The 22,904-nt window shown below is 73.0% G+C and carries 11 protein-coding genes; 5 read left to right on the top strand and 6 right to left on the bottom strand.

Annotation, left to right across the window (positions count from 1 at the left end; all coding sequences use genetic code 11):
• Positions 1-33: 33 nt before the first annotated feature.
• The 3 genes from trmB to ACF1CT_RS04015 all read right to left on the bottom strand — a co-directional run bounded on the left by trmB (position 34) and on the right by ACF1CT_RS04015 (position 4,337).
• The gene (gene trmB / locus ACF1CT_RS04025; RefSeq protein WP_391782193.1) at positions 34-969 is read right to left on the bottom strand and encodes a tRNA (guanosine(46)-N7)-methyltransferase TrmB; all 936 of its coding nucleotides are present in this window, start codon (positions 967-969) and stop codon (positions 34-36) included.
• A complete protein-coding gene (lhgO, locus tag ACF1CT_RS04020) occupies positions 962-2,218 on the bottom strand; it encodes an L-2-hydroxyglutarate oxidase (protein ID WP_391782192.1) in 1,257 nt (418 codons plus the stop codon). Before lhgO ends, trmB begins: the two co-directional genes overlap by 8 nt.
• Before the next feature lie 262 nt (positions 2,219-2,480).
• Entirely contained in the window at positions 2,481-4,337 is a 1,857-nt protein-coding gene (locus ACF1CT_RS04015; RefSeq protein WP_391782191.1) for a sporulation protein, read from the bottom strand.
• Positions 4,338-5,810: 1,473 nt separating this feature from the next.
• Here ACF1CT_RS04015 and ACF1CT_RS04010 point away from each other — a divergent pair.
• Both ACF1CT_RS04010 and ACF1CT_RS04005 read left to right on the top strand, forming a co-directional pair.
• The gene (locus ACF1CT_RS04010) at positions 5,811-7,940 is read left to right on the top strand and encodes an asparagine synthase-related protein (protein WP_391782190.1); all 2,130 of its coding nucleotides are present in this window, start codon (positions 5,811-5,813) and stop codon (positions 7,938-7,940) included.
• A 246-nt stretch (positions 7,941-8,186) separates the two neighbouring features.
• A complete protein-coding gene (locus ACF1CT_RS04005; protein ID WP_391782189.1) occupies positions 8,187-12,329 on the top strand; it encodes a BTAD domain-containing putative transcriptional regulator in 4,143 nt (1,380 codons plus the stop codon).
• On the opposite strand, the gene ACF1CT_RS04000 is transcribed toward ACF1CT_RS04005, so the two are convergent.
• Together ACF1CT_RS04000 and ACF1CT_RS03995 are read right to left on the bottom strand one after the other, a co-directional pair.
• On the bottom strand, positions 12,316-14,367 hold the full coding sequence (locus ACF1CT_RS04000) for a sigma-70 family RNA polymerase sigma factor (protein WP_391782188.1): 2,052 nt from the start codon (positions 14,365-14,367) through the stop codon (positions 12,316-12,318). The genes ACF1CT_RS04005 and ACF1CT_RS04000 overlap by 14 nt on opposite strands.
• Positions 14,368-15,261: 894 nt before the next feature.
• Positions 15,262-16,104 (bottom strand): TetR/AcrR family transcriptional regulator, encoded by an 843-nt coding sequence (locus ACF1CT_RS03995; protein ID WP_391782187.1) that lies wholly within the window; start codon positions 16,102-16,104, stop codon positions 15,262-15,264.
• Between the two features lie 501 nt (positions 16,105-16,605).
• Between ACF1CT_RS03995 and ACF1CT_RS03990 the strand changes: the two genes are divergently transcribed.
• Together ACF1CT_RS03990 and ACF1CT_RS03985 are read left to right on the top strand one after the other, a co-directional pair.
• On the top strand, positions 16,606-18,066 hold the full coding sequence (locus tag ACF1CT_RS03990; protein ID WP_391782186.1) for an NAD(P)/FAD-dependent oxidoreductase: 1,461 nt from the start codon (positions 16,606-16,608) through the stop codon (positions 18,064-18,066).
• Between the two features lie 413 nt (positions 18,067-18,479).
• Positions 18,480-20,315 (top strand): SpoIIE family protein phosphatase, encoded by a 1,836-nt coding sequence (locus ACF1CT_RS03985; protein WP_391782185.1) that lies wholly within the window; start codon positions 18,480-18,482, stop codon positions 20,313-20,315.
• A gap of 108 nt (positions 20,316-20,423) precedes the next feature.
• Here ACF1CT_RS03985 and ACF1CT_RS03980 read toward each other — a convergent pair whose 3' ends face one another.
• Positions 20,424-21,725, bottom strand: coding sequence for an MFS transporter (locus ACF1CT_RS03980; protein WP_391782627.1), 1,302 nt, complete (start codon positions 21,723-21,725; stop codon positions 20,424-20,426).
• Positions 21,726-21,879: 154 nt separating this feature from the next.
• On the opposite strand from ACF1CT_RS03980, the gene ACF1CT_RS03975 reads away from it, so the two are divergent.
• Positions 21,880-22,440, top strand: a complete 561-nt coding sequence (locus ACF1CT_RS03975) for a MarR family winged helix-turn-helix transcriptional regulator (protein ID WP_391782184.1) — start codon at positions 21,880-21,882, stop codon at positions 22,438-22,440.
• Positions 22,441-22,904 lie beyond the last annotated feature (464 nt).

Below are 22,904 nucleotides of genomic sequence, written 5' to 3'. Positions count from 1 at the left end.
CCCCGCCGGGCCCCCGGTGCGGGGGCGGGCCCGTCAGCGGCGGGTGAAGAGCAGGTCGTGGACGACGTGGCCCTTGTCGAGGCCCTGTCCTTCGAACCGGGTCAGCGGCCGGAACGCCGGCCGGGGGGCGTAACCGCCGTCCGGCCGGGTGTTCTCGAAGAGGGGGTGCGCGGTCAGCACCTCCAGCATCTGCTCCGCGTACGGCTCCCAGTCGGTCGCGCAGTGGACCAGGGCACCCGGCTTCAGCCGTTGGGCCACCAGGTCGAGGAATTCCGGCTGGATCAGCCGTCGCTTGTGGTGACGCTTCTTGGGCCAGGGGTCGGGGAAGTACACCCGCAGCCCGTCCAACGATTCCGGCTTCAGCATCTCGCGCAGCAGGATGATCGCGTCGCCATTGGCGACGCGGACGTTGGACAGGCCGTTCCGGTCCGCGAGGCCGAGCAGGTTGCCCTGACCGGGTGTGTGCACATCGACGGCGAGGATGCCCGTACCGGGATCGTCGGCGGCCATCTGCGCGGTCGCCTCGCCCATGCCGAAACCGATCTCCAGCACGACCGGGAGACCGTCGAACATCTCGGGGAGATCGATGACCAGCCGCCCGTCGATGTCCAGGCCCCACCGGGGCCAGAGCCGCACCAGGGCCTCCTCCTGTCCGGGCGTGACGCGGCTGCGGCGCGGCTGGAAGCTGCGGATCCGGCGCTCGTGGTGCGATCCGGCCGGATCGACGGCGGGCCCGCCGGGGAAGCGCGGCTCCTGGCGCAGCCTGCGCTGCCGCTCCAGCGCGGCGGCGCGCAGGTCGTCGGTGATCCCGGCCGCGGCCTCGCCGTGCGGGGCGGCGGAGGGGTCTGCGGCGGAATCCGTGGCGGGTCGCGTCGCCGAATCCACGGAGCGGTCCGTGGCAGGACGTGTCGCGGAATCCACGGAGCGGTCCGTGGCGGGCCGTGCGGAGGGGTTCAAGGGCTCAGACACAATGCCCCGATTCTACGGCGGGCGGTCTCCATCCCGTTTCCCGTGCCCGGAGCAGCGCCCTGCGTGCCACCTCCCGGCCGATGGGCAGGGAGGCCGTCGCGGCGGGCGACGGGGCGTTCAGCACGTGGACGGTGCGCGGGGTCTCGCGGATCAGGAAGTCGTCCACCAGTGTGCCGTCGCGCAGCACCGCCTGAGCCCTGACCCCGGCCGGCGCGGGCCTCAGATCGGCCTCCGTGACATCGGGCAGCAGCCGCCGCACAGCCGATGTGAACGCGTGCTTCGACAGCGAACGCCGCACCTCGCCCGCGCCGTACCGCCAGTGTCTGCGCGCGATCTGCCAGGTGCCCGGCCAGGCCAGGGTGTCCGCCAGCTCGCGTGGGCGCACGACGGGCCACGCGTAGCCCTCGCGGGCCAGTGCCGGCACCGCGTTCGGGCCGACGTGGACTGTGCCGTCGTGGCCCCGGGTCAGGTGCACTCCGAGGAAGGGGAACGCCGGGTCGGGCACCGGATAGACCAGACCACGCACCAGCTCGGGCCGTGCCAGCTCGTAGTACTCCCCCCGGAACGGCACGATCCGCACCCCCGGGTCGTCGCCCGCGAGCCGGGCCACCCGGTCGCAGTGCAGCCCCGCGCAGTTGACCAGCACCCGGGCCCGTACCACCGCGCCGTCGGCCGTGAGCACCGCGGCGCCCCAGGGGCGCCGGTCGATCGAGACGACCTCGGAGCCGTAGCGGATCGTCCCGCCCGCCGCGCGGGTCTCGGCGGCGAACCGCTCGGCGACCGCCGCGAAGTCGCACACCCCGGTCGTCCCGACCCGGATCGCGGCGAGCCCGCGCACCTGCGGCTCGTACTCGGCGATCTGCGCGGGTCCCAGCTCACGCACCGGCAGCCCGTGCTGTCGGCCGCGCTGGACCAGGCCGTGCAGCCGGGGCAGCTCGGACCGCTCGGTCGCCACGATCAGCTTGCCGGTCACCGCGTGGGCTATGCCGTGCCGGGCGCAGAAGTCCACCATCTCGGTGGCGCCACGCAGCGCGTAGCGGGCCTTGAGCGAGCCCGGAGGGTAGTAGATGCCGCTGTGGATCACTCCGCTGTTGCGCCCGGTCTGGTGGCGGGCGGCGCCGGGCTCCTTCTCCAGCACCGTCACCCGGGTCCCCGGGGCGGCGCGGGTGAGGGCATAAGCCGTCGACAGACCGACGATCCCGCCGCCGATCACCAGCACGTCGCAGTCGTACGCCGCGCGCGTCATCATCACGCCACCTCCCACCCCGATAGTGCACTGACCCACTGACAACGCACTCAAACCCGCGAAGCCGAGCGTGGCGCGTATTCGCGTGCGGCGCGCGGTTCGCGACGGCGTGCGCGATACCCGGTTCGCGACGGCGTGCGCGTGTGATGCCGGGTTCGCGACGGCGCGCGCGGGCGACGCCCGGTTCGAGGAGTCCTGACCGGCCCGCGACGCCCGGTTCGAGGAGCCCTGGCCGGCCCGCGGCGCCCGGTGCGGCGCGGACCGGTCAGGCGGGCGTCACCAGGAGCGGCCGGGCCCGCTCGCGCAACTCGGCGACACGCGGTTCGTGCCCGTACGGTTCGAGCCGGTGCAGCAGGTCCCGTACGTACTCCGTGGTCCGTGCGGAGGAGATGCGGCCCGCCACCTCCACCGCGCGTGTGCCCGCCGCACAGGCCGCGTCCAGGTTCCCCGATTCCAGTTCGGCCACCGCTCCCACCACGAGCCGCAGCCCGTGCGAGCGGACGAATTCCTCGGTGGGCCGGGACAGCGCCTGCTCGGTGAAGCGCCGCACCTGCCGGGGCGCCTTCAGGTCGAGGTGGCACTCCGCCGCGTCGGCCGCGAACCTGTCGTACGAGTAGAAGCCGAGCCACGACGGGTCCGCGTCGCCGTGCCGGGAGCGCTCCAGCCAGCCCTCGGCCGCCTTCAGCGCCGCCCCCGCGGCCGACGCGTCGTTCGCCTTCGCGTGGGCGCGTGCCTCGACCAGACGGAAGAAGCTCATGGTGCGGGCCGTGGCGAGTCCCCGGTTGCGCTCGACGGCCGCCTGGGCGAGGTCGACCCCTTCGTCGGCGAAACCGCGATAGGTCGCCTGCAACGACATCGAGGCGAGGACATATCCCCCGAGCGGGACGTCGGCGGCGGCGCGCGCGAGCCTGAGCGCCTGGATGTAATAGCGCTGCGCGGCCTCCTGCTGGCCGGTGTCGAAGGCCATCCACCCGGCGAGCCGGGTCAGCTCCGCCGCCGCGCCGAAGAGCGCCCTGCCCACCTCGTCGCTGTACGAACCGAGCAGCAGCGGCGCCGCGTCGACCCGTAAGCACTCGGGGACCATGGAGGAACGCCAGTCCCCGCCGCCGTACTTGGAGTCCCAGCGGCGGGCGTCCTGAGCCGCCTCGCGCAGCTTGGAGACATCGCTGTGGCCGACCCGCAGGGGCGAGATGTCGCTGGTGACCGGATGCGGGTGCGGGGCCGGGCCCGAGTGGGGGGCCGGGCCCGCACCGGGGGTCGGGTGCGTGGCCGGGGGTGCGGCGGGGACCGTGTGCCCGGCCGGTGGAGCGGCGGTTCTGGACGCGGGCGGGTTCTGCGGGCCCGGCTGGGCGGGGATGATCGCGGTCCGGGACGTACCGGTCGGCTCCAGCGTTCCGAGCCCGGTCCGGTCCGCACGTGCCGCGTGGGCCGGGCCCGCGCCGGGCTGTCTCCGGGCGTCGGGTGCTCCGGCCGGGGCGGGCACGGCAGGCGCGTCGGGTGTGCCAGCCGGGCCCGGTGCCGTGGAAGCGGCAGACGCGGACTCGGCGCTCCGCCCCGCCGCGTCGGGGGTCTTGTGCGCCCCTGCATCGGGGTGTGCGCCCCCCGCGCTCCGGGAACCGAGGATGGCCGCCTGGGCGGCGGTCGCGTCACGCTCCACCGACGGGTCGGCGGGGGATATCAGCCAGCGGGACGCGGGCGTCGCGTACGCGCTGACCGAGAACGAGCCCGCGAGCGACTGCCAGATCCCGCCACTGCCGGCCCGCCGCCCGGCCAGATCGAGCCGGTACAGCTCGGTCGCGGAACGGACCGCTTCGGCCACATCGCGGGGGAAGGCCAGCCCGACCTCGGGCGCCGGATCGGCGTCCGCGAGCCCGATCTCGTGCAGGGGGACCGGCCGGCCGAGCTTGGCACCGATCGCCGCCGCGATGAGATGGGGCGCGGCACCCTGCGGCACCATGCCCTTGGAGACCCAGCGGGCCACCGAGGTCTTGTCGTACCGGAGCGTCAGGCCGCGTTGCGCCCCGAGGTCGTTGACCCGCCGGGCGAGTCCGGCGTTGCTGATTCCCGCGAGGGCGAGAACGGTTCCGAGCTTCTCGTTCGGTCCTCGTTGCTCCCTGGACATGCGTCACCCCTCGACACACAGACGGCCGCCGCGTCACCGTTGCGGTGCGCGGCATTCGTACCGTGTCCTCCCCAGGGACGGACCCCGGCACTCGGGCCGCACACGCAATTGGCCGAGCCCCGAGGAATATGCCTCCTGCCGAGAACCTCAGTAAACCCAGCGTAGTTCGCCGCATCCCCACCGTTAAGGGGCAGACGTCCGTATGGCGGGAATGTTGTCCGTGCGCGGCCGCGCGGTTCCGTGCGGACGCGAGCGGTCCGCGTCGTCGCACGCGGTGTTCTCCGGACGGCCCGGACGGCGGTCCGGACGCCGGGCCCGGGATCTGCGCCGGGGCCGGCGAGATGCTCCGCCGGGCGCCCGCTCCCGCCCGCCGGGCGCCCCGTCCGTGCGCTCCCCGAGTCGACGTTCGCGCAGCGTGGGGGCGGTGCCCGCGGTGTTTCACACGTGCCCCTGGTGTGTGGCCGTGCGCCCGGCCGTGCGCTCTCGTCCGGCCGTTTCGGAAGGGATTCCATGGGTGCTGCGTGGGTCGGCCCGCCGCAAGGGAAGCGGCGGGCTGGGGGACACTGCCGCCTCATTCCCCGCAGGCGGCGGACCGGTCCGGGAGGCGGGCGACGCCTCCCGGACCGTGCGTGGAGAACGGTACGGCGGCGCCGCGGAAGACGCGGAGCGGTGCGGGGGACGAGGTGGAGGCCCGGGGGCGAACGATCGGGCGGCGGAGGTTCAGAGGGGCGGAACTCGGGGGCGGAGGCGGGGCAGGGCGCCGGAGTGGACCGGGAGCCGGGCCGATGGCCGCCGTGCTCCCCGGATGCTCCCGGACTTCCCCCGTGTGCTCCCGGGCCGCCCTCCGGGGCTTCGGCGGGTGGTTGCGGCCGGTGACGGGCAATGGGGTGAAACCGGGAGGAATGTTCGAGCGAAGGGATCGTGAGCGGCTCGGGAGAACCGCGGAATGAAGTGGGGTGTATCGGGGTATACGGTGCGACGGGTTTCCCGTCGTTGCGTTCCCGCATGCTTCGAGATTGGCCGAAAGTGATCGGTTGGCCGCGGTTGGGCCGGCTGCTGTGCGGACATCCCGTCGACGCGCCCGACATCTTCCGCCGTCACCCCGTGGCCGGTCCGTCGACGACTCGGAGAATGGCCGAATCCCTGCTGGTGAACGCGGCTCCTCGCCGGTAGGCAACGCCGCTGATTCGTAAGGCCGTTGGCGTTTGAGACGCTTCCGGCTGGTCGGGCTTCCGGCCCTTCGCCGCGGTCCCGGTGCCGCGCCGCCGGAGAGCGGGCCGACACCCCGGACCGGCCGCAGCCTGCGCGGGCCCGGCATGCGCCAGGGGCGCATGCCCGTCCGACGTGCGCCCTCGGTAACCCCTCCCGCACGCGTCTGTCGTGGCAGCATGTTCGCAACGGCGGCGCGCGCTACCGGAGTTCTCCCGACGTATTCCCGCTGCGCCACTTTGTCCACAGCCTGTGGAGGCGGCGATGCGTTGGTTGGTGGGGTGGAGCAGTGTCGCCGCGCGCTTCGGTACGGCCGGTACGGCCGGTGCGGTCGGCGCCGGGGACGAGGGGCGCACCGTGCAGCCCGTCGGCTCCCAACTCCTGTGGGGCGACCCCGATCCGCTGTGGGCCGTGGGCGACTGGCGCCCGGACGAGATCCGTATCAGCACGGTCGAGACCGCCGAAGGCACGCCCACCGCCCGGCTCGCCGTCCTCGGCTGCTGCAGTGCCACCGACGAACAACTGCGCGTCGGTCTCCTCGCCGCCCGCGGCGGGGCCCTGCGCCACCTCACCTCATGGCCCGGCAGCTACACGGCCGTCGTCCAGGTCGGCCGACGCATCACCGTCATCGGCGACCTCGCCGGAGCGCGGCCGGTCTTCCACACGCCCTGGGCCGGCGGCACGGCGTACGCCACCGCCGCGCTCCCGCTCGCCGATCTCGTCGAGGCGCAGTTGGACATCGGTCACCTGGCCGCCCTGCTCGCCTGCCCCGAATCCCCGGAGGCGCTGGGCGACGGCACTCCGTACGAGGGGGTGAGGCGCATCCCGCCGGGCCACGCGCTCATCCTCCGTGAGGGGTCGCGTGAGATCGCCGGGTACGAGGCGGTGGCCTCGCTGGCCGTCGCCGCGCCCGAACTCGATCCGGTGAGTGCCGTCGACGGAGTGCGCGACGCCCTGGTCGACGCGGTGCGGGCCAGACTCACGGCCCCGCGCCATGCCCCCGAGACCCTGCCGCCCGACCCCGGGCCGGTTCCCGGTATGGGGCCCGCAGAGCGGCGCGCGGCACGCGGCGCGCCCGTTCCCGGCATCGGCGCCGACCTCTCCGGGGGCAGCGCCTCCGCCACGCTGGCCCTGCTCGCGGCGGGGCTGCCCGGTTTGCCCGGACTGCCGGGAGGCCTCCTCGGCCGCGGCGCGGGCGCGGGGGAGCGGCTGCTCGCCGTCACCTTCAACGACCTCACCGCGAGCGGACACGAGGGCGAACTCGAACGCGCGCGCGTGATCGCCGCCAACCCGCGGCTCCACCACGTCGTCGTGGCCGCCGGGGAAGAGGCGCTGCCCTACGCGGATCTGGGCGGCGGCCCGCTCACCGACGAACCCGCCCCGTCCCTCGTCGTCGCCGAGCGCCACCGTCGCCGTCTCGCCTCGGGCAGCGCCGACCACCTGGTCGGCGGCGGTGCCCGGCAGGTCCTCGACGCCCACCCCGCGCGCCTCGCCGACCTGCTGATGGACCGGCGACGACGCCATCTGCTCCGTCCGGTCGCGGCGCTCGCCAAGGCCGAGGGGCCCAGCGCGCACTCCCTCTTCGTGCCGTGGACCGTCTACCGCGCGGCCCGCCGCCTGTCCCGTACGTCGTACCGCAGCGGCCTGGAGGAGGCGGCCGGCCGACTGCCCGGGGCCAACCGCCACACCCCCGACCTCGACACCCCCGCCGACGCCTCGCTCGACGCACTCGCCTGGTCGCGGCCCGGCCCCGCCGCCCGCTGGCTGACGGGGGAAGCGCTCGCCGAAGTGTCGGTTCGTCTCCAGGAGGCGGCGGTCCGGCCGGTCACCGTCCAGCGGCCGGGCGAGGCCCGGGCACGGGCCGCACTCGCGCGGCACGCAGCCGATCACCGCATCCTGGAGCAGGCCGCCGAGAACCGAAGCCAGCGGCTGCACGCCCCCTTCCTCGACAACCAGGTCGTACGCGCCGCCCGCGCGCTTCCCGAGTCGCTCCGGGTCCAGCCCGGCGCCCGCGCCGCGATCCTGCGCCGGGTGCTGGCGGGCGCAGGCGTCCACGACCTGCCGCCGGGCTGGGGCGCCCCGTCCCTCGCCACCGCTCACGCGACCGCGCGCACCGGTCTGCGCGCCGCCCTCCCCGACCTGATCGCCCTCTTCGACGCCCCGTTGCTCGCCGACGCCGGACTGGTCGAGGCCCGCGTCGTGCGCGAGGCCCTGCGCGCGGGCGCCGACGGCGCACCGCTTCCGCTGGACGGCCTGGCCCATCTCGCGTCCGTGGAACTCTGGCTCCGCCGCCTCATGTCGCGGCGCGGTACCTGCTGGACGGGGACGGCGGCGCCCCGGCGGCGCGCGGTCCCCCACGGGATCGTCCCGGCGCGGCGCAGCCTGCAACCGTAGAGCGCGGAACCCGAAGAGCGCGGAACCCGAAGAGCGCGGAACCCGAAGAGCGCGGAACCCAAGGGTGTGTGGGGCAGGGGCCGCGACCGTGGGGGCCGCGACCGTGGCGCGCGCGGTCGGTGGGGCAGTGGTGTGCGGGGCCGACGGGGCCGACGGGGCCCGCGATTGCGGGAGGACGGCTCGGGCGCGGGGCCGGACGCCTCAATTCCCGTGAGGGACCGCGCGCAGGCGGGCCAGAATGGCCGGATGCGGTACTTGATCCTGGGCGTCACCGAAGCACGAGACGAAACCGGCAGCGTGCTGCCCGTGGGTGGCCCCCGGCTGCGTGCGCTCCTTGCCGCCCTCGCCCTGCGCGCGGGGCGTCCCGTGCCCGTGGCCGTCCTCGTCGACGACATCTGGGGCGCCGCTCCTCCGCGTGACGCTCCGGCCGCGCTCCAGGCACTGGTGGGACGGCTGCGCCGGGTACTGGGCAGGGACACGATCACCAGTACGCAGGGCGGCTATCGCCTGGAGGCGGAGCCCCACCAGGTCGATCTGCGCGAATTCGAGCGGCTGTCGCGGCGGGGGGCCGATCAGCTCGACGCCGGAGATCCGGTGGCGGCCGCCCGGACGCTGCGCGTCGCCCTCGCCCTGTGGCGCGGTACGCCCCTGACCGACCTGTCGGACCAGGGGCACGGCCACGGACTGCGTCCGGAGGCCCAACGCCTGACCGCGCTGGAACGCCGCATCGAGGCCGATCTGCGGTGTGCCGCGGCCGACGGCATTGCCCGAGCGGAATCAGGAACCGGAACCGGGACGGGGGCGGGGATGGGGGCCGGGACGGAGATGGGGACGGGAGCGAGACCCGGACCCGGGACGAGAGAGGGGACTGGACCCGGAACCGGTGCGGGAACCGGGACGAGAACTGGCGCCGACGGGGGCGCCGCCTTCGACGCGGGGCCCGGTTCCGGCACGCGTGACCTCGTACCGGAGCTCCAGGCGTTGACCGTCGCCCACCCGTACGACGAACGATTCCGGGGGCAGCTGATCCGTGCTCTGCGCGCCGAAGGCCGACAGGCCGATGCGCTCGCCGCCTACGAGGAGGCCCGCCGGGCCCTCGCGGAGGGCCTTGGTGCCGACCCGGGGCCCGAACTCGGCGCGTTGCACCGGGAGTTGCTTCATTCGTCGGTCAATTCACCCGCCGCTGAGCGTCCGTCGGGCTCGTACGCCGCTTCCGCCCCTGGGGCAGCTCCCGCCGTGTTCGCTCCGTCGACGACGCCCGCCGCGCCCGAACTCATGTCCGTGCGGGGCAATATCCACCCCCGGCTCACCTCGTTCGTCGGCCGTGAGTCGGAACTGCGAGAGATCCGGGAGGAGCTGGGAAGGTCCCGACTGGTCACGCTCACCGGCCCGGGCGGCTCGGGGAAGACCCGGCTTGCCGAGGAGTCCGCGACCCGGGCGAGTCTGCCGGTTCCGGGCAGGGGCCGACCGGCTTCGGGGCAGCCGCTTCCGGCTGGGCCGCTTCCGGCTGGGCCGGTCGGCGATCAGCCGGCTCCGGTTGGGTCGGTCGCCGACCATTCGGCTCCGGTTCATTCGGCTCCGGTTCATTCGGCTCCGGTTCGGCCGGTTCCGGCCGGGGAGGAGCTCGGGCAACCGTTCTCGGCGCCCATGGACGCCTGGATCGCCGAACTGGCCCCGGTGGACGATCCGGCCGATGTCCCCGGAGTCGTGCTCTCCGCTCTCGGGCTGCGCGAGACGGCACTCCTGCGGGACAAACAGCGCGACGGGCAGCAGCCGCGCAGCGACCCGACCGGGGCCCTCGTCGAGCATCTGGCGCACTGTTCCCGCATCCGCCCGGTCCTGCTGATCCTGGACAACTGCGAACATGTCGTCGACGCGGCAGCCGCGCTCGCCGAAACACTGCTCACCCACTGCCCGCGGCTGCGGATCCTCGCCACCAGCCGCGAACCTCTGGGCGTTCCCGGAGAGGCGATACGCCCGGTCGGCCCGCTCCCGGCCGACCCCGCCCACCGGCTGTTCGTCGAACGCGCCCGAGCGGTGCGGCCCGGCTTCGACCTCGGACAGGACGCCGCGCACGACACCGGCGCGGTGGCGGAGATCTGCCGACGGCTCGACGGCCAGCCACTCGCGATCGAGCTCGCCGCCGCCCGGCTGCGGCTGCTCGGCCCGCGTCAGATCGCGGACCGGCTCGACGACCGGTTCCGGCTGCTCACCGGTGGGGCCAGGACCGCCCTGCCTCGGCAGCAGACGTTGCGCGCCGTCGTCGACTGGTCCTGGGACCTGCTCGACGAGGACGAGCGCACACTTCTGCGGCAGGTGTCGGTCTTCGCGGGCGGCTGGGACCTGACCGCCGCAGAGGCTCTGACCGCGGCCGCCGCTGAGGCTCTGACCGCGGCCGTCGCGGCGGCTCCTGTTCCGACTGCGGCCGTCGCGGCGGCTTCTGTTCCGACCGCTCCCGTCGCGGCTGCTTCGGCCGGATCCTCCGCGGTGTCTCCCGACGGTCCCGTCGTAAGTCCGGCCGGTGTTCCGGCCCGCCCCTCCACCGCAGAGCTGATCGGCTCTCTCGTCGACAAGTCCCTCGTCGTCGCGACCTCCACGGCCACCGGTGAGATGCGTTATCGCCTGCTGGAGACCATCCACGAGTACGCGTCCGAGCGCGCCGCCGAGACCCCTGCCCTGCGCGCCGCCGCCGAGAAGGCACACACCGCGTACGTCGTCGCGCTCGTCGAGGAGGCCGACCCCCGTCTCCGCTCCGGCGAGCAACTGCACTGGATCGGCCGCCTGGAGGCCGACCTGGACAACATCCGGGCCGCCCTCACCCGCACCGTCGTCACCTGCCCCTCGGAGGCGGAGGCGGTGCGTCTGGTCCTCGGGATGGGATGGTTCTGGTGGTTGCGCAACTACCGGACCGAGGGGCTCCTCTGGTCCGAGCGGGCCGTGCTGCTCGGACCCGAGCCGTCGAACGGCGGCGATCCCCGCTTCTGGCCGCGGATGCAACTGGAGATGCTGCGCTTCTTCCTGGCGGTGGAGAGCCGGCCTGCCGACGACATCCGTGACGACCACCGCCGGGAAGCACTTATGGTGCGGGTGGTCGACGCGTTCAGGTCCGGTGGCCCACAGGCCGCCCGATTTCCCGGGCTGCTCTGGCCGATGATCTCGTTCCTGAGCAGCACCACCGTGGAGGCCCACGAGATGGTCGAGGCGGTGGTCGCCAATGCCCGCATCCACGGTGGTGCCTGGGAGTACGGCACCACTCTGATGTTCCGTACCCACATGGTCGTCGACATGCCGGGTGGCATGCCGGGGGTCGACGACGATCTCGCCGAACTGAGCGTCCTGGCCCGCCGCGTCGGCGATCGCTGGCTGCGTGCGCAGGTCGCCAGCGCGGCAGCCGAGGCCGGAGTGATGCGGGGGCGCTACGAGGAGGCGGGCGCGGCGTACGAGGAGGCGCTGCTGCTCGCCCGCGAGGTCGGAGCACATGCCGAGGGCCCGTTCCTGCTGGCCCGCCTCGCGGAGCTCGCCTATCGCGTCGGCGACACGGCGGGTTTCGAACGGCTGCTGACCGAGTCCGAGAGCGAGGCCGAGCGGCTACAGGTGCACGATGCCCGCGCCTACGCGTATCTCCTGCGCGCCATCGCGGCTTTCGACCGACGCGAGATCGCGAGGGCCCGCCGACTGGTCGGAGCGGTGCGGACGGCGGCCGGGCCGAGCGCCCTGCCTCTGGACTTCGCCGTGGTGCTCAAGGGCCTGGACGCGCGGATATCCGTGTACGAAACGGGGCCCGAGTGCGGTGCGGCGGCCGGTGTACGGGGCCTGACGCTGGCACTCCGCGACGCGCGCGAAGCCCAGTGTGCCGAACTCGTCACCAGGCAACTGGCGGACGGCGCGGCGATGGTGCTGGTCGAGATGGACCGCTACGGCGAAGTCGTACGGATCCTTGCCGCAGCCGATAGCTGGCGTCCCACCAGCCCCCGGACCGCGAAGCAACAGGCAGAGGTGGACGAGGCCGATCGGCGGGCGCGTGCGGAACTGGGTCCACGGGCATACGAGTCGGAGCGCACGGCGGGTCGGGCACTGACGATCGACGACGCCATCGAACTCCTCACCCGTATCACTGCGGGGCTGCCGGACGGGGACGGTCCGAGCGGAGGCAGTCAGAACGGGGTCGATGACGGCGGGACCGGCCGGGACGGGGTCGGCAAGGGAGGAGTCGGCAAGGGAGGAGTCGGCGACGACGGAATCAGCTCGGGCGGCAGTGGTCCGGACAGGTGCAGTTCGGATGGGAGTGGTCCGGGCGGCAGCGGTCCGGATGTGAGCGGTCCGGTTCCCGGGGACGGCGTCCGGTCCCCGGGAGTCGCGTTCCCGCCCGCTCGCCTCAGCGGCAGTTGATGCCCGAATCCGCCCAGTTGGCGAGTGCCAGGCTGCCGCCCGGGCGTGCCCGTTCGACGACGAGCCGGATCGATTCCTGACCGGCGATGCCGACTCCGACGGGCACGGCCGGGTCACCTCCGTGCATCACCGGGGACTGCCACAGCGGCGTTCCGTCACCGCCGACGACGGAGAAGCGCACCGCGCCCAGCCCCATCACCATGTCGTCCACTCCGACCACGGCCTCGTACCGCGAGCACTGCCGGTTGAGCCGGATGGTGACCGAGGACTGTCCGTGGACGGTCACGCCATGCGCGTACCGCGTGCCCCCGATCGACAGACCGGTTCGCTGCCAGAGCCAACTGCTCTCGCCGATCACCACTTCGGGTTCGGTGTGGTCGCCGAGCGCGGAGTAGCGCAGCTCGCTCAAGCGGTAGACAGTGGGCGGAGGCGTCGGGGCCGGTGGTGTCGTGGACGGCGTCGGCGACGGGGGGCGCGTAGGGCTCGGGGTGTCCGTCGGGGTGGGCGTCGGGGTGGCCGTCGGGGTGGGCGTTGGGGTGGGGGTGGGCCGGGGCGTGGTCTTCGGCGCGGGCGTCGGGGACGTCGCGGGCGGAACGGGCGGTGCGGGCACGGGCGGCCCGGGTCGCGCCGGTCGCGCCGGTGGCGCCGGTTCCTTCGGCGCGGGCGTCGGCGCGGGCATCGGTGCCGCAGGCGCCGTGGCGGCGGGCTTGGCGAGGGGCGGGGCCTCCGGTTTCGGTTCGTCGTCGCCGACCAGGGCCCAGGCCAGTCCGGCCGCCGCCGCGACGGCGAGCGCCGCCGCGATACCTGCCTTCGCCGGTGTCCCGAGCCCTTCCGAGACCGCGGCACCCCCCGTCGCACCGCCGGACGAGCCGCTGCCCGTCGCCGCCGCGGCGGTTCCCGCGCCGGCGGCCCCGGCCACGCCGCCGGCGACGATTCCGGCGGCCTTGAGCGAATACCCGGCAGCGAACCAGCCGATGACCGCGACCGGCAGCAGCGCGGGAATGCCCGCATTGACGTGAGCGAGTTCACCTGCGGCGAGACGGCACTTCACACACTCGTCGAGATGCCCCCGCAGGCCGCGCTCGGCCCGCATCCGGAGCCCGCCGCGGGCGTAGGCGCCGAGGCGGTCGGCGTAGCGGGCGCAGTCGCCGCCGGACGTGAGCGCCCGGCTGACGTGGGCCTGGAGGTAGGCCTGCTTGAGACCCTCGCGGGCCCGACTGGCCAGGACCGCGGTGGCGTTGGCGGTCAGCCCGAACAACGGGGCGACCTCGCTGGGCGACTCCTCCTCCACGGTGGTGTGCCACAGCACCGCCTGCCAGCGTTCCGGCAGGCTGCGGAAGGCCCGCATCGCCATGGACTGCTCGGCCTCGTGCATCGCCAGCACATCCGCACCGACATCGAGCGTCTCCATGTCCGACACCTGGGAGGAGGAGGACGCGGAGGCCTGGGTGACGAAAACGGCGAAGTCCTCGACCAGGTGCTCCCGTTTCGCGGTTTTGGTCCAGGCGGCCGCGACATGCCGGACGGCCGTCATGAGGTAGGCCCGTACCGCTTCCTCGGGGCCCTTGCCCCTGCGTACCGCCTGCAGCGTGCGTGCGAAGACCTCGGCCGTCAGGTCGTCGGCGGTGTGCGTGTCCCGGCAGCAGGTCCGTGCGTAGCGGCGCACCGCGTCCGAGTGCCGACGGAACAACTCCGCGTACGCGTGGTCGTCGCCGTCCCGCATCTGCCTGATGAGTTCGGCGTCCGAGTGGCCCGAGCCGTGGGCATCGGTGGCGGGGCTGCCGCCCGCCCGTTGCATGGGCACGGCGGGGTCGACCATGCCACCGGTATCGCTGCCGGTGTTGCCGCCGGTTTCGGTATCGGTCCCGGCGGATGCCGGCCACGGGCCCGGGAGGACTGTGCCGCCGTCGGGGGCGCCCGAGCGCCCGGGGCCGCCCTGACTCGGCACCTGCCGGGAGAAGGGGCTGTCGGCAGGTGTCGAGTCGCCTGTGGCGGAGACGCCGTCGAACATTTCTTCCTGCTGCCCGTCACCGCTCATCGCGGAAGCCCCCGTATGCGCTGTCGGACCCGAACATCGGGCAAGAGTGCCACATGGCGCAATCACGCCGACCCCTCAGCCCCGGCAACCACTCATCCGGGGTGTTCCTTACGAACTGGGGAGCAAGAGAGGGGTGGAGTAGCGAGCGGCGTGATGCGGCTTCGGATCCAAGGCGGAGGAGGGAGTGAGGGCGGAGTCATCGCGGCCGACGGCAACGCGGGAGGCGGAGTCGCAGGGCGTCGCGAGCCCGTTCTCCATTACCCCCAGTTCATTAGGGCGTGTGTGCGAATAGGTAATCGTTCGGGGAAGAGGGCGGAAGAGGTACGGGTCCGGACGCGGAAGAGTGGATTGTGCACAGGACGGAACCGGAACACGGAACGGGCACGGAACAGGTGTGGAACGGCCGTGGAGCGGAAGCGGACGCCCCCTGCGCGCCCGTGCTGCGGCAGGAGGAGGGGCCGACACCCGTCCGCGCGGCACCCGACGCGGAACAACCCGTGCACCGGGCATCACGCACCGCGCACCGTCTGACCACGCGGCCCGAACGCATCACCTGAACACGCATCACGCACGCCTGCCGCCCACACGCGCCGCGTACACGGCAGACCCGAGACGTCGAGTCGGCACCGCGTACGCGGCAGGCACGGGAACGACGGGAGCGACGGGAGCGGCCAGAGCTCGTGAAGCCCGTGCGTGACGTCCGTGAAGCCCGTGCGTGATGCCCGTGACGCGCATGACGGGGCACCCCGTGACACTCATCACGGGCCACGGGCCACGGGCCACGGGCCACGGGCCACGGGCCACGGGCCACGGGCCACGGGCCACGGGCCACGGCGCGACGGGCCACGGCGCGACGGGCCACGGCGCGACGGGCGCGGTCGCGAGCTCCCTGTCTCACGCAGCCGGTCGGGAGCGCAGGCCCTCCAGGAGGATGTCCAGCAGTCGGCTCGAAGCCGCTGCCTGCTGAGCCGCGTCGGGCAGCGACGGCGCCGCCGTAGCGATGACCAGCAGTACATCCGCGACCGTCACATCACGCCGCAGCTCACCGGCCGCACGTGCCCGCTCCACGAGCCGCCCGACGACCTCCAGCAACTCGCCGGCACCGGTGTCGTCACCGTCGGGCTCGGTCTCCGGGGCAGTCCGTGTCTCGACCGGCCGGGGCCCCGCCTGGCCGGTGCCCTGACGCTGGTGGGGCACCCGCGCCTCGTCCCGCGCGCCTGCCTGAACCGGCAACGCGGCCCCCGGTTCAGCGACCGGTGTCGAGGCGCCCGCACCCGCACCGGCGTCGACGGCGTCGACCCCGACCCGGAGGACCTGCGGCGGCAGCAGCCGTCCCGCGCCGGAGGCCACGGACGTCCGCAGGAAGCGCGACAGCGCCGACCACGGCTCCTCCTCCTGCCGCAGCGCGGTTCGCGCCTGGTCCGTCAGTCGCGCGGTCTCTTCCTCCGCTATCCGCCGGACCAGGACGTCCTTGCTCGGGAACCGTCGGTAGACCGTGCCGACACCGACTCTGGCCCGACGTGCCACGTCCTCCATCGGGGCCCCGTACCCCAGCTCGCCGAACACCTCGCGCGCGGCCCGCAGCACATGCTCCAGATTGCGCTGGGCATCCACGCGCAGAGGAGTCGACCGGCCGTTCGCGCCACCCGCTCCGTTCGTGCCACCCGCTCCGTTCGTGCCGTTCGTTCCGTTCGCGCTGACCGGCCCGGACGGCGAGGGCGCGCCGACCGGCGTCACCGTCCCGACAGCACCGACAGCACCGACAGCACCGACAGCACCGACAGCACCGACAGCACCGACAGCACCGGCCGTTCCGACGGCTCCGCCACGCCCGTTCCCATCGGACGAATGGGGCGTAACCGTCGCAGCGGTCGGCCAATGAGAATCCTGAATATGCATAACTGTTCCCCCGGTTATGGCGTCTCCCCCCGGAGACTTCCCGCCGTTTGAGCCAGAGAGCGGATCGCGGTCCTGACCCGGCACTCCGACGACATACGAACATAGTTGAGGCTGCGTCAATTCAGAAGAGGGTAGTTCCGCATGGGGCGCACCCGATCGGAACAAGGACCGGTTGGTCACTGAATCACCCTCCGCCCATCACCCCCGCTCCAAGCCCTGACCTGCGCAGCTTCGACGCCCCCTCCGCGATCGACGGCACCGACGCATCCGGAACCTCCGGTCACACAATTTGCCGGGGCTGTGGACAAACCCCTGAGGGCGTTGCGTCATGGGGTGGTGATGGCTTCAGATTCCGAGGGAACACCCCCCGGCCCCCCGGCGTGCGTCCGCATTCTCGTCGTCGGCGGCGGCTACGTCGGGATGTACACGGCGCTGCGTCTCCAGCGGAAGCTGAAGCAGCGGCTCAGAACCGGTCGGGCCGAGATCGTCGTCGTCACGCCCGACCCCTACATGACGTATCAGCCGTTTCTTCCCGAGGCGGCGGCCGGTTCCCTCTCCCCGCGCCACGTCGTCGTACCGCTGCGCCGGGTCCTGGCGCGCTGCCGGATCGTGATCGGCGAGGCGAAGCACATCGATCACGCCGGGCGCACGGCGACCGTGACCACACTCGCCGGAGGGCAGGACGGCACCGGAGCCGTCGAGATCACCTACGACGAGCTCGTTCTCGCCCCCGGATCCGTCTCGCGCACCCTCCCGATTCCCGGCCTCGCCGACCACGGCATCGGGTTCAGGACCATCGAGGAGGCCATCGGCCTGCGCAACCACGTGATCGAGCAGATGGACATCGCCTCCGCCACCCGCGACCCGGCCGTCCGTGACGCCGCCCTCACCTTCGTCTTCGTCGGCGGCGGCTACGCGGGAGTCGAGGCGCTCGCCGAGCTGGAGGACATGGCCCGCTACGCCTCGCGCCACTACCACAACATCAGGGCCGAGGACCTGAAATGGATCCTGGTCGAGGCGTCCGACCGGATCCTCCCCGAGGTCGGCGACGCGATGAGCCGGTACGCGATCCGCGAACTGCGCGGCCGGAACATCGACGTACGCCTCGACACCCGGCTGGACTCCTGCGAGGACCGCGTCGCCGTCCTGAGTGACGGCGCCCGCTTCCCGACCCGCACCCTCGTGTGGACCGCGGGCATCAAACCCGCACCGATCCTCGCCGCCACCGATCTGCCGCTCGACGAGCGGGGGCGGATCCGATGTACGACCGCGCTCGCCGTCGAAGGCGCCGCGCACGCCTGGGCGGCCGGGGACGCCGCGGCCGTACCCGACCTGACCTCCGCGGAGAAGGGCGGGCTGACCGCCCCCAACGCCCAGCACGCCGTGCGTCAGGCCAAGGTTCTCGCCGAGAACGTCCTCGCCTCGATCGACGGCGGCACCCCCCGGACGTACCGGCACGCCCACGCGGGCTCCGTCGCCTCGCTCGGCCTCCACAAGGGCGTGGCCCATGTCTACGGCCGCAAGCTGAAGGGGCGTGCGGCCTGGCTGATGCACCGCACGTACCACCTCAGCCGCGTCCCGACCTTCAACCGGAAGGCCCGTGTCCTGGCCGAATGGACGCTCGCCGGACTCTTCACGCGGGAGATCGTCTCCCTCGGCTCCCTGGAACACCCGCGCGCCGAGTTCGAACGCGCCGCGGGCGGCCGCCGCCCCGGGGAGGACGGCCCGCCGCCCAGCGGCCGACCGCCGCGCCCCCGTGACCCCACGGACCCCGACGGACCGCCGGGTCACCACAACTGACCGGCCGTCGGCCCCGCACCTCACCCGACCGCGGCACCGCCGTACCGACAACTGTCAGTACGGTCCGCCACACTGGACGTGTGACCATAGGTGGGCCCACATCTGCACAGAGTGACCCGGTCGGCAGTGACGAACAGTGAACAGCAGCGACATCCCCGATGTCCGAGACACACCAGACGCATCGGAGGCATCAGGCGCGTGGCGCGCACCGGTGACGCCGGACGCGTCGAAGGCGTTGGACCTCTCTGACGCGACAGCGGCACGAGCAGCGCGATGAGCCCCGGCTGCGCTCTCCCGGACCGGCCCCGGACGGAACCGGCGGAGAGAACCGGAACCGGCAGGGGGAAACCGGAACCAGCAGAGGAAGCAGCCCGCCCGAGCGGACCAGACCGACACACGAGGCCAGAAATTCCGTGAACTTCACGCGCTGGAGCGCCCGCCTACCCGGAACGCAGCGTCGCGCCGCCGCTCGGGACGACCGCAGTCCCGTCCCCTCGGCGCGCGCCGAGTACGCACAGCCCGACTCCGGACCCCACCCGCCGGACGACGGAAGGGCCACGGACCTGCCGGGCGGTGCGAGCGACGGCCCGCCCGGCGGTGCGGACGACGACGCGCCCGCACGGTCCGCCGGAGCCGGTGCCCACCCCACCCCGGAAGACCTCTCCGCGCGGGATCTGCTCGGGCGGCTTCCCGCACTGGTGGCCCTCGTCTACGGCCCCGACCACCGGATCGCGTACGTGAACGACGCCTACACCGCCGCCTTCGGCCCCCGGCCCGTCGGCGCCCCCGCCGCCGAGGTCATGCCCGAGCTCGCCGAACTCAGCCTGCTGCCCCTCATGGACCAGGTGCTGCGCAGCGGCACATCCCGCACGGTCAAGTCCCGCAAGGTCCGCAGCGGCAGTTCGTACACCGTGACCTGCACCCCGGTGAACCGGAACGACGGCACCGGAACGCCCGACCCCGCGAAGGTCGTGCCGCACGGGAGCGACAAGGACGACCGCACGAACAGAGGCAGGAGAAGAGACCGGGAGCGGAGCCGGGGCGGCGAGCGCGCCGACGGGCGCGGCGTGCTCGTGTACGCCGCCGACGTCACCGACCACGCCGAAGCCGCCGAGCGGCTCCGCGCCAGCGAACGACGCCACCGCGAGACCGCCGTCACCCTCCAGCGCTCGTTGCTCCCGCAGGAACTGGAACAACCCGACGACCTGCGGATCGCCGCCACCTATCAGCCCGGTGGCACGGACGCGGCGGTCGGTGGCGACTGGTACGACGTCATCACCCTCGGCGCCGGCCGCACCGCCCTGGTGATCGGGGACGTGATGGGGCGCGGGGTGCGGGCCGCCGCCGTCATGGGGCAGCTGCGCACCGCCGTGCGCGCCTACGCCCGCCTCGACCTCCCGCCGCACGAGGTGCTCCAGCTCCTCGACGGCCTCGCCGCCGAGATCGACGCCAGCCAGATCGCCACCTGCGCCTACGCGGTCCACGACCCCAACGAGGGCCGGCTCGTCTACGCCTCCGCCGGGCACCTGCCGATCCTGGTGTGCCACGAGGACGGCACGGTGCACCGCGCCGAGGACCCGACCGGACCGCCGCTCGGCACCGGTGGCTGGATCCACACCTCGGGCACGATCGAGTTGCCGCCCGGTTCCACCGCCGTGTTCTACACGGACGGCCTGGTGGAACGCCGCAGCGAGGACATCGACGAGGGCGTCGCCGCGCTGGGGCGTGCCCTCTCGGGCGCCAAGGGCGCGCCCCAGGTCGTCTGCGACCGGTTGATCCGCTCGCTCGGCGTCACCGCGGAACACGACGACGACGTTGCGGTGCTGGTGGTCCAGCACCCCGCCCGGACGGGAGCCGACGCGGAGCTGTTCCACAACGCCTCGCTCGACCTTCTCGGCGGCATCGAGGCCGCCCCGCGCGCCCGGGCCTTCGCGACCGGCGTCCTGACGTCGTGGCGCTTCCCGGCCGAACTACGCGACCTCGGCGTCCTGGCCGCCGGCGAGCTCGTCGCGAACTCCCTCCAGCACGGCACCCCGCCGATGCGCCTGGGCCTGCGCCGCACCGATCGCCGCCTGATCATCGAGGTGACCGACGGCGACGACCACCTGCCCCGGCTGCGGCGCGCGGAACCGGGGGACGAGACCGGCCGCGGCATCTCGATCGTCGCGTCGATCGCCACGTCCTGGGGCAGCCGCCGCACACCGGGCGGTGGCAAGGCCGTCTGGTGCGAGTTCGCACTCCCGCGCTGACGCGGGAGGGGGCCCTGCCGTCGCACGACGACAGGACCCCCTCCGCGAATGCGCGGATTCCGCGGAAAGATCCGCGGAATCCGTCACTTCCGGCCTGGTGGAAACACCTCAGTGGGCGGAGGACGCGGAAGCGGCCACGGGCTCGGCCTCCGGCCTCGACACGGCCACCACCCTGGACGGCGCCGTTTCGAGCGACGGCCTGTCCTGCACCGGGGTGAGCCGTCGGCCGAGTCGCAGCGCCAGCACCGTGATGCCCAGCGAGAACAGTACGAACGTCACGATGTACGGCCCGTGCAGCGACGCCCCCATCGGTCCGCCCACGGCCGGACCGACCGCCAGCGCGAGCTGCTTGCACAGGGCGAAGGCGGAGTTGTACTGCCCGACCATCGACTCCGGTGCCAGATCGGCGACCAGCGGTGCCACGGTCGGCGACAGCATGGACTCACCGAGCCCGAAAAGCGCGTACGTGGAGATCATCGCGGCCGTCGCCATGGTCTGGCTGCCGTGCCCGAGACCCGCGAAGCCCGCCACGGCCCAGGCGAAGGCCCAGATCAGACCCACCGACGCGATGACCCGGCTGCGCCGGCGGCGCTCCACCAGCCGCAGCACGACGAACTGCGCCACGACGATGACGGCGGTGTTGGCGGCCAGCGCGATGCCGAGCGTGGAGGGCTGGATCCCGGCGGCCTCGGTGCCGTACGCCGCGAGCCCGGACTCGAACTGTCCGTAGCAGGCGAAGAACAGCACGAAGCCCAGCACGCAGAGCTGCACCATGGCCCGGTGCGAGAGCAGCGCCCGCAGCCCGCCCTGCGCCGCGGACCCGTCGACGGGCCTGGCGTCGGAGAAGGAGGGCGCGCGGGACAGCCGCACGGTGGAGATGATGACACCGAGCACGATGAACATCGCGGCCTCGATGAGGAAGAGCAGGGTGAAGGTCTGCGGCCGGGCCGTGTCGACGATCTGCCCGCCGACCAGACCCCCGATGCCGAGCCCGAGGTTCTGCAGGAAGAACTGCATGGCGAAGGCACGTGTCCGGGTGGCGGTGCTGGAACACCACACGAGCATCGTGGCGAGCGCCGGCTGCATGACCGCCGTGCCCGCGCCGAGCACCGCGGCCGACAGCACGGCCGCCGTCACACCGGACGACAGCCCGAGGGCGACCGCGCCCAGGGACGCGACGACCGACGCGACGACCAGTACGGGCAGCGGCCCGCGCCGGTCGATGACACGGCCGGTGAACGGCAGAACGGCGAGCGCCGCCATGGCGAAGACCGCCAGCACGACTCCCGCCGTGCCGGCGCCCAGATCCCGTACCTGCGCCACATAGACGTACAAGTACGGAACGGTGAACCCCAGCCCGAACGCGCTCAGCGCGCTCCCCAGCTGGATCCGCCGCAGCGCTGCCCCCATCTCCCTGGTCACACTCACCTGCCTCAAGTCTCGAAGTGATAGGTCGAGCCATCCCAACGACTCGAACCCGAAGACTTTAGCACTAAAGTTAGAAGCTCAACAATTCAGACCGAAGGACTTCGACGGCTGTGGCGGGCGTGCCATACTGCCCGCCATGTCTGACACCACCGAGCAGCCCGGCGGTCCCGACGAGCCGAGCCTCGACGAGCAGATCGCCGCCTACCAGCGGGAGTTCCGCGACCTCGACCCCCAGGTCGAGCAGGTCGTCTCGGCCCTGGGACGACTGAACCGCCGGATGAACGTGGCGTACGGACGCCAGCTCGCCGCCCTCGGCATCAGCAACGCCGAGTGGGAGGTCCTGAAGACGCTGGTACTGGCCGGCGCGCCCTACCGGCTGGGGCCGGGGGAGCTCGCCAAGCGCCTGGGTCTCACCCCGGCGGCGATGACCCACCGCATCGACCGCATGGCGGGCGAGGGCCTGGTCACCCGCGACCGGGACGAGAACAACCGGGTGCGCGTGATCGTCGAGGTGACCGACGAGGGGCGTACGAAGTGGCTGGAGGCGATGCGCATGGCCACGGACTTCGAGGAGGACCTGCTCCAGGACCTCACGGCCGAGGAGCGGGGGGACCTGGGGGACATGCTGATCCGGGTCCTGCGCCGGGTGGAGCACGCCCAGCCGGACGCGGGCGGTCGCCTCACCGACCTGGACTGAGGAGCGCCGCGGGACCCGCGGCCCCACCGGGAAAACCGTTTGACCTGGCGAGGTTGACACATCCCGACCCGATCCGTAATGTTCTCCGGGTTGCCACCGGGCCGTAACGGTTCTGCGGCAACCGATCCCGCCGCGGACGCGGCAGCCAAAACTCAGCACGATCTCCCACCCGGGACAATTTCGGCATGCCGAAATTGATTTCGAGGACTCGATTATGAGTCGCCGAAAGAATCCGCTAGAGTTTTGGACGTCGGAACGGCCCAACGGCCGGGAGGACGAAACCCGCTGACTGGGAATCAGGACCGAAAGGATCTGATAGAGTCGGACTCGCCGGAAAGGGAAACGCGAAAGCGTGGAACTGGAAAGCGGCCCCGCTTCGACCGGGGGTCGGACACTGAAAAGGGTCTGATAGAGTCGGAAACGCAAGACCGAAGGGAAGAAGCCCGGAGGAAAGCCCGGAGAGT

This window comes from Streptomyces sp. NPDC014734, from assembly GCF_043083325.1.
Classification (GTDB): Bacteria; Actinomycetota; Actinomycetes; order Streptomycetales; family Streptomycetaceae; genus Streptomyces.
Note: the sequence above shows the minus strand (reverse complement) of the source record. Positions and strands in the feature narration are given on the sequence as shown.

Excerpts from the sequence above, each read along its gene's own strand:
- lhgO (WP_391782192.1), bottom strand. The coding sequence starts at position 2,218 with ATGATGACGCGCGCGGCGTACGACTGCGACGTGCTGGTGATCGGCGGC.
- ACF1CT_RS04015 (WP_391782191.1), bottom strand. The coding sequence starts at position 4,337 with ATGTCCAGGGAGCAACGAGGACCGAACGAGAAGCTCGGAACCGTTCTC.
- ACF1CT_RS04010 (WP_391782190.1), top strand. The coding sequence starts at position 5,811 with ATGCGTTGGTTGGTGGGGTGGAGCAGTGTCGCCGCGCGCTTCGGTACG.
- ACF1CT_RS04005 (WP_391782189.1), top strand. The coding sequence starts at position 8,187 with ATGCGGTACTTGATCCTGGGCGTCACCGAAGCACGAGACGAAACCGGC.
- ACF1CT_RS04000 (WP_391782188.1), bottom strand. The coding sequence starts at position 14,367 with ATGAGCGGTGACGGGCAGCAGGAAGAAATGTTCGACGGCGTCTCCGCC.
- ACF1CT_RS03990 (WP_391782186.1), top strand. The coding sequence starts at position 16,606 with ATGGCTTCAGATTCCGAGGGAACACCCCCCGGCCCCCCGGCGTGCGTC.
- ACF1CT_RS03980 (WP_391782627.1), bottom strand. The coding sequence starts at position 21,725 with ATGGGGGCAGCGCTGCGGCGGATCCAGCTGGGGAGCGCGCTGAGCGCG.
- ACF1CT_RS03975 (WP_391782184.1), top strand. The coding sequence starts at position 21,880 with ATGTCTGACACCACCGAGCAGCCCGGCGGTCCCGACGAGCCGAGCCTC.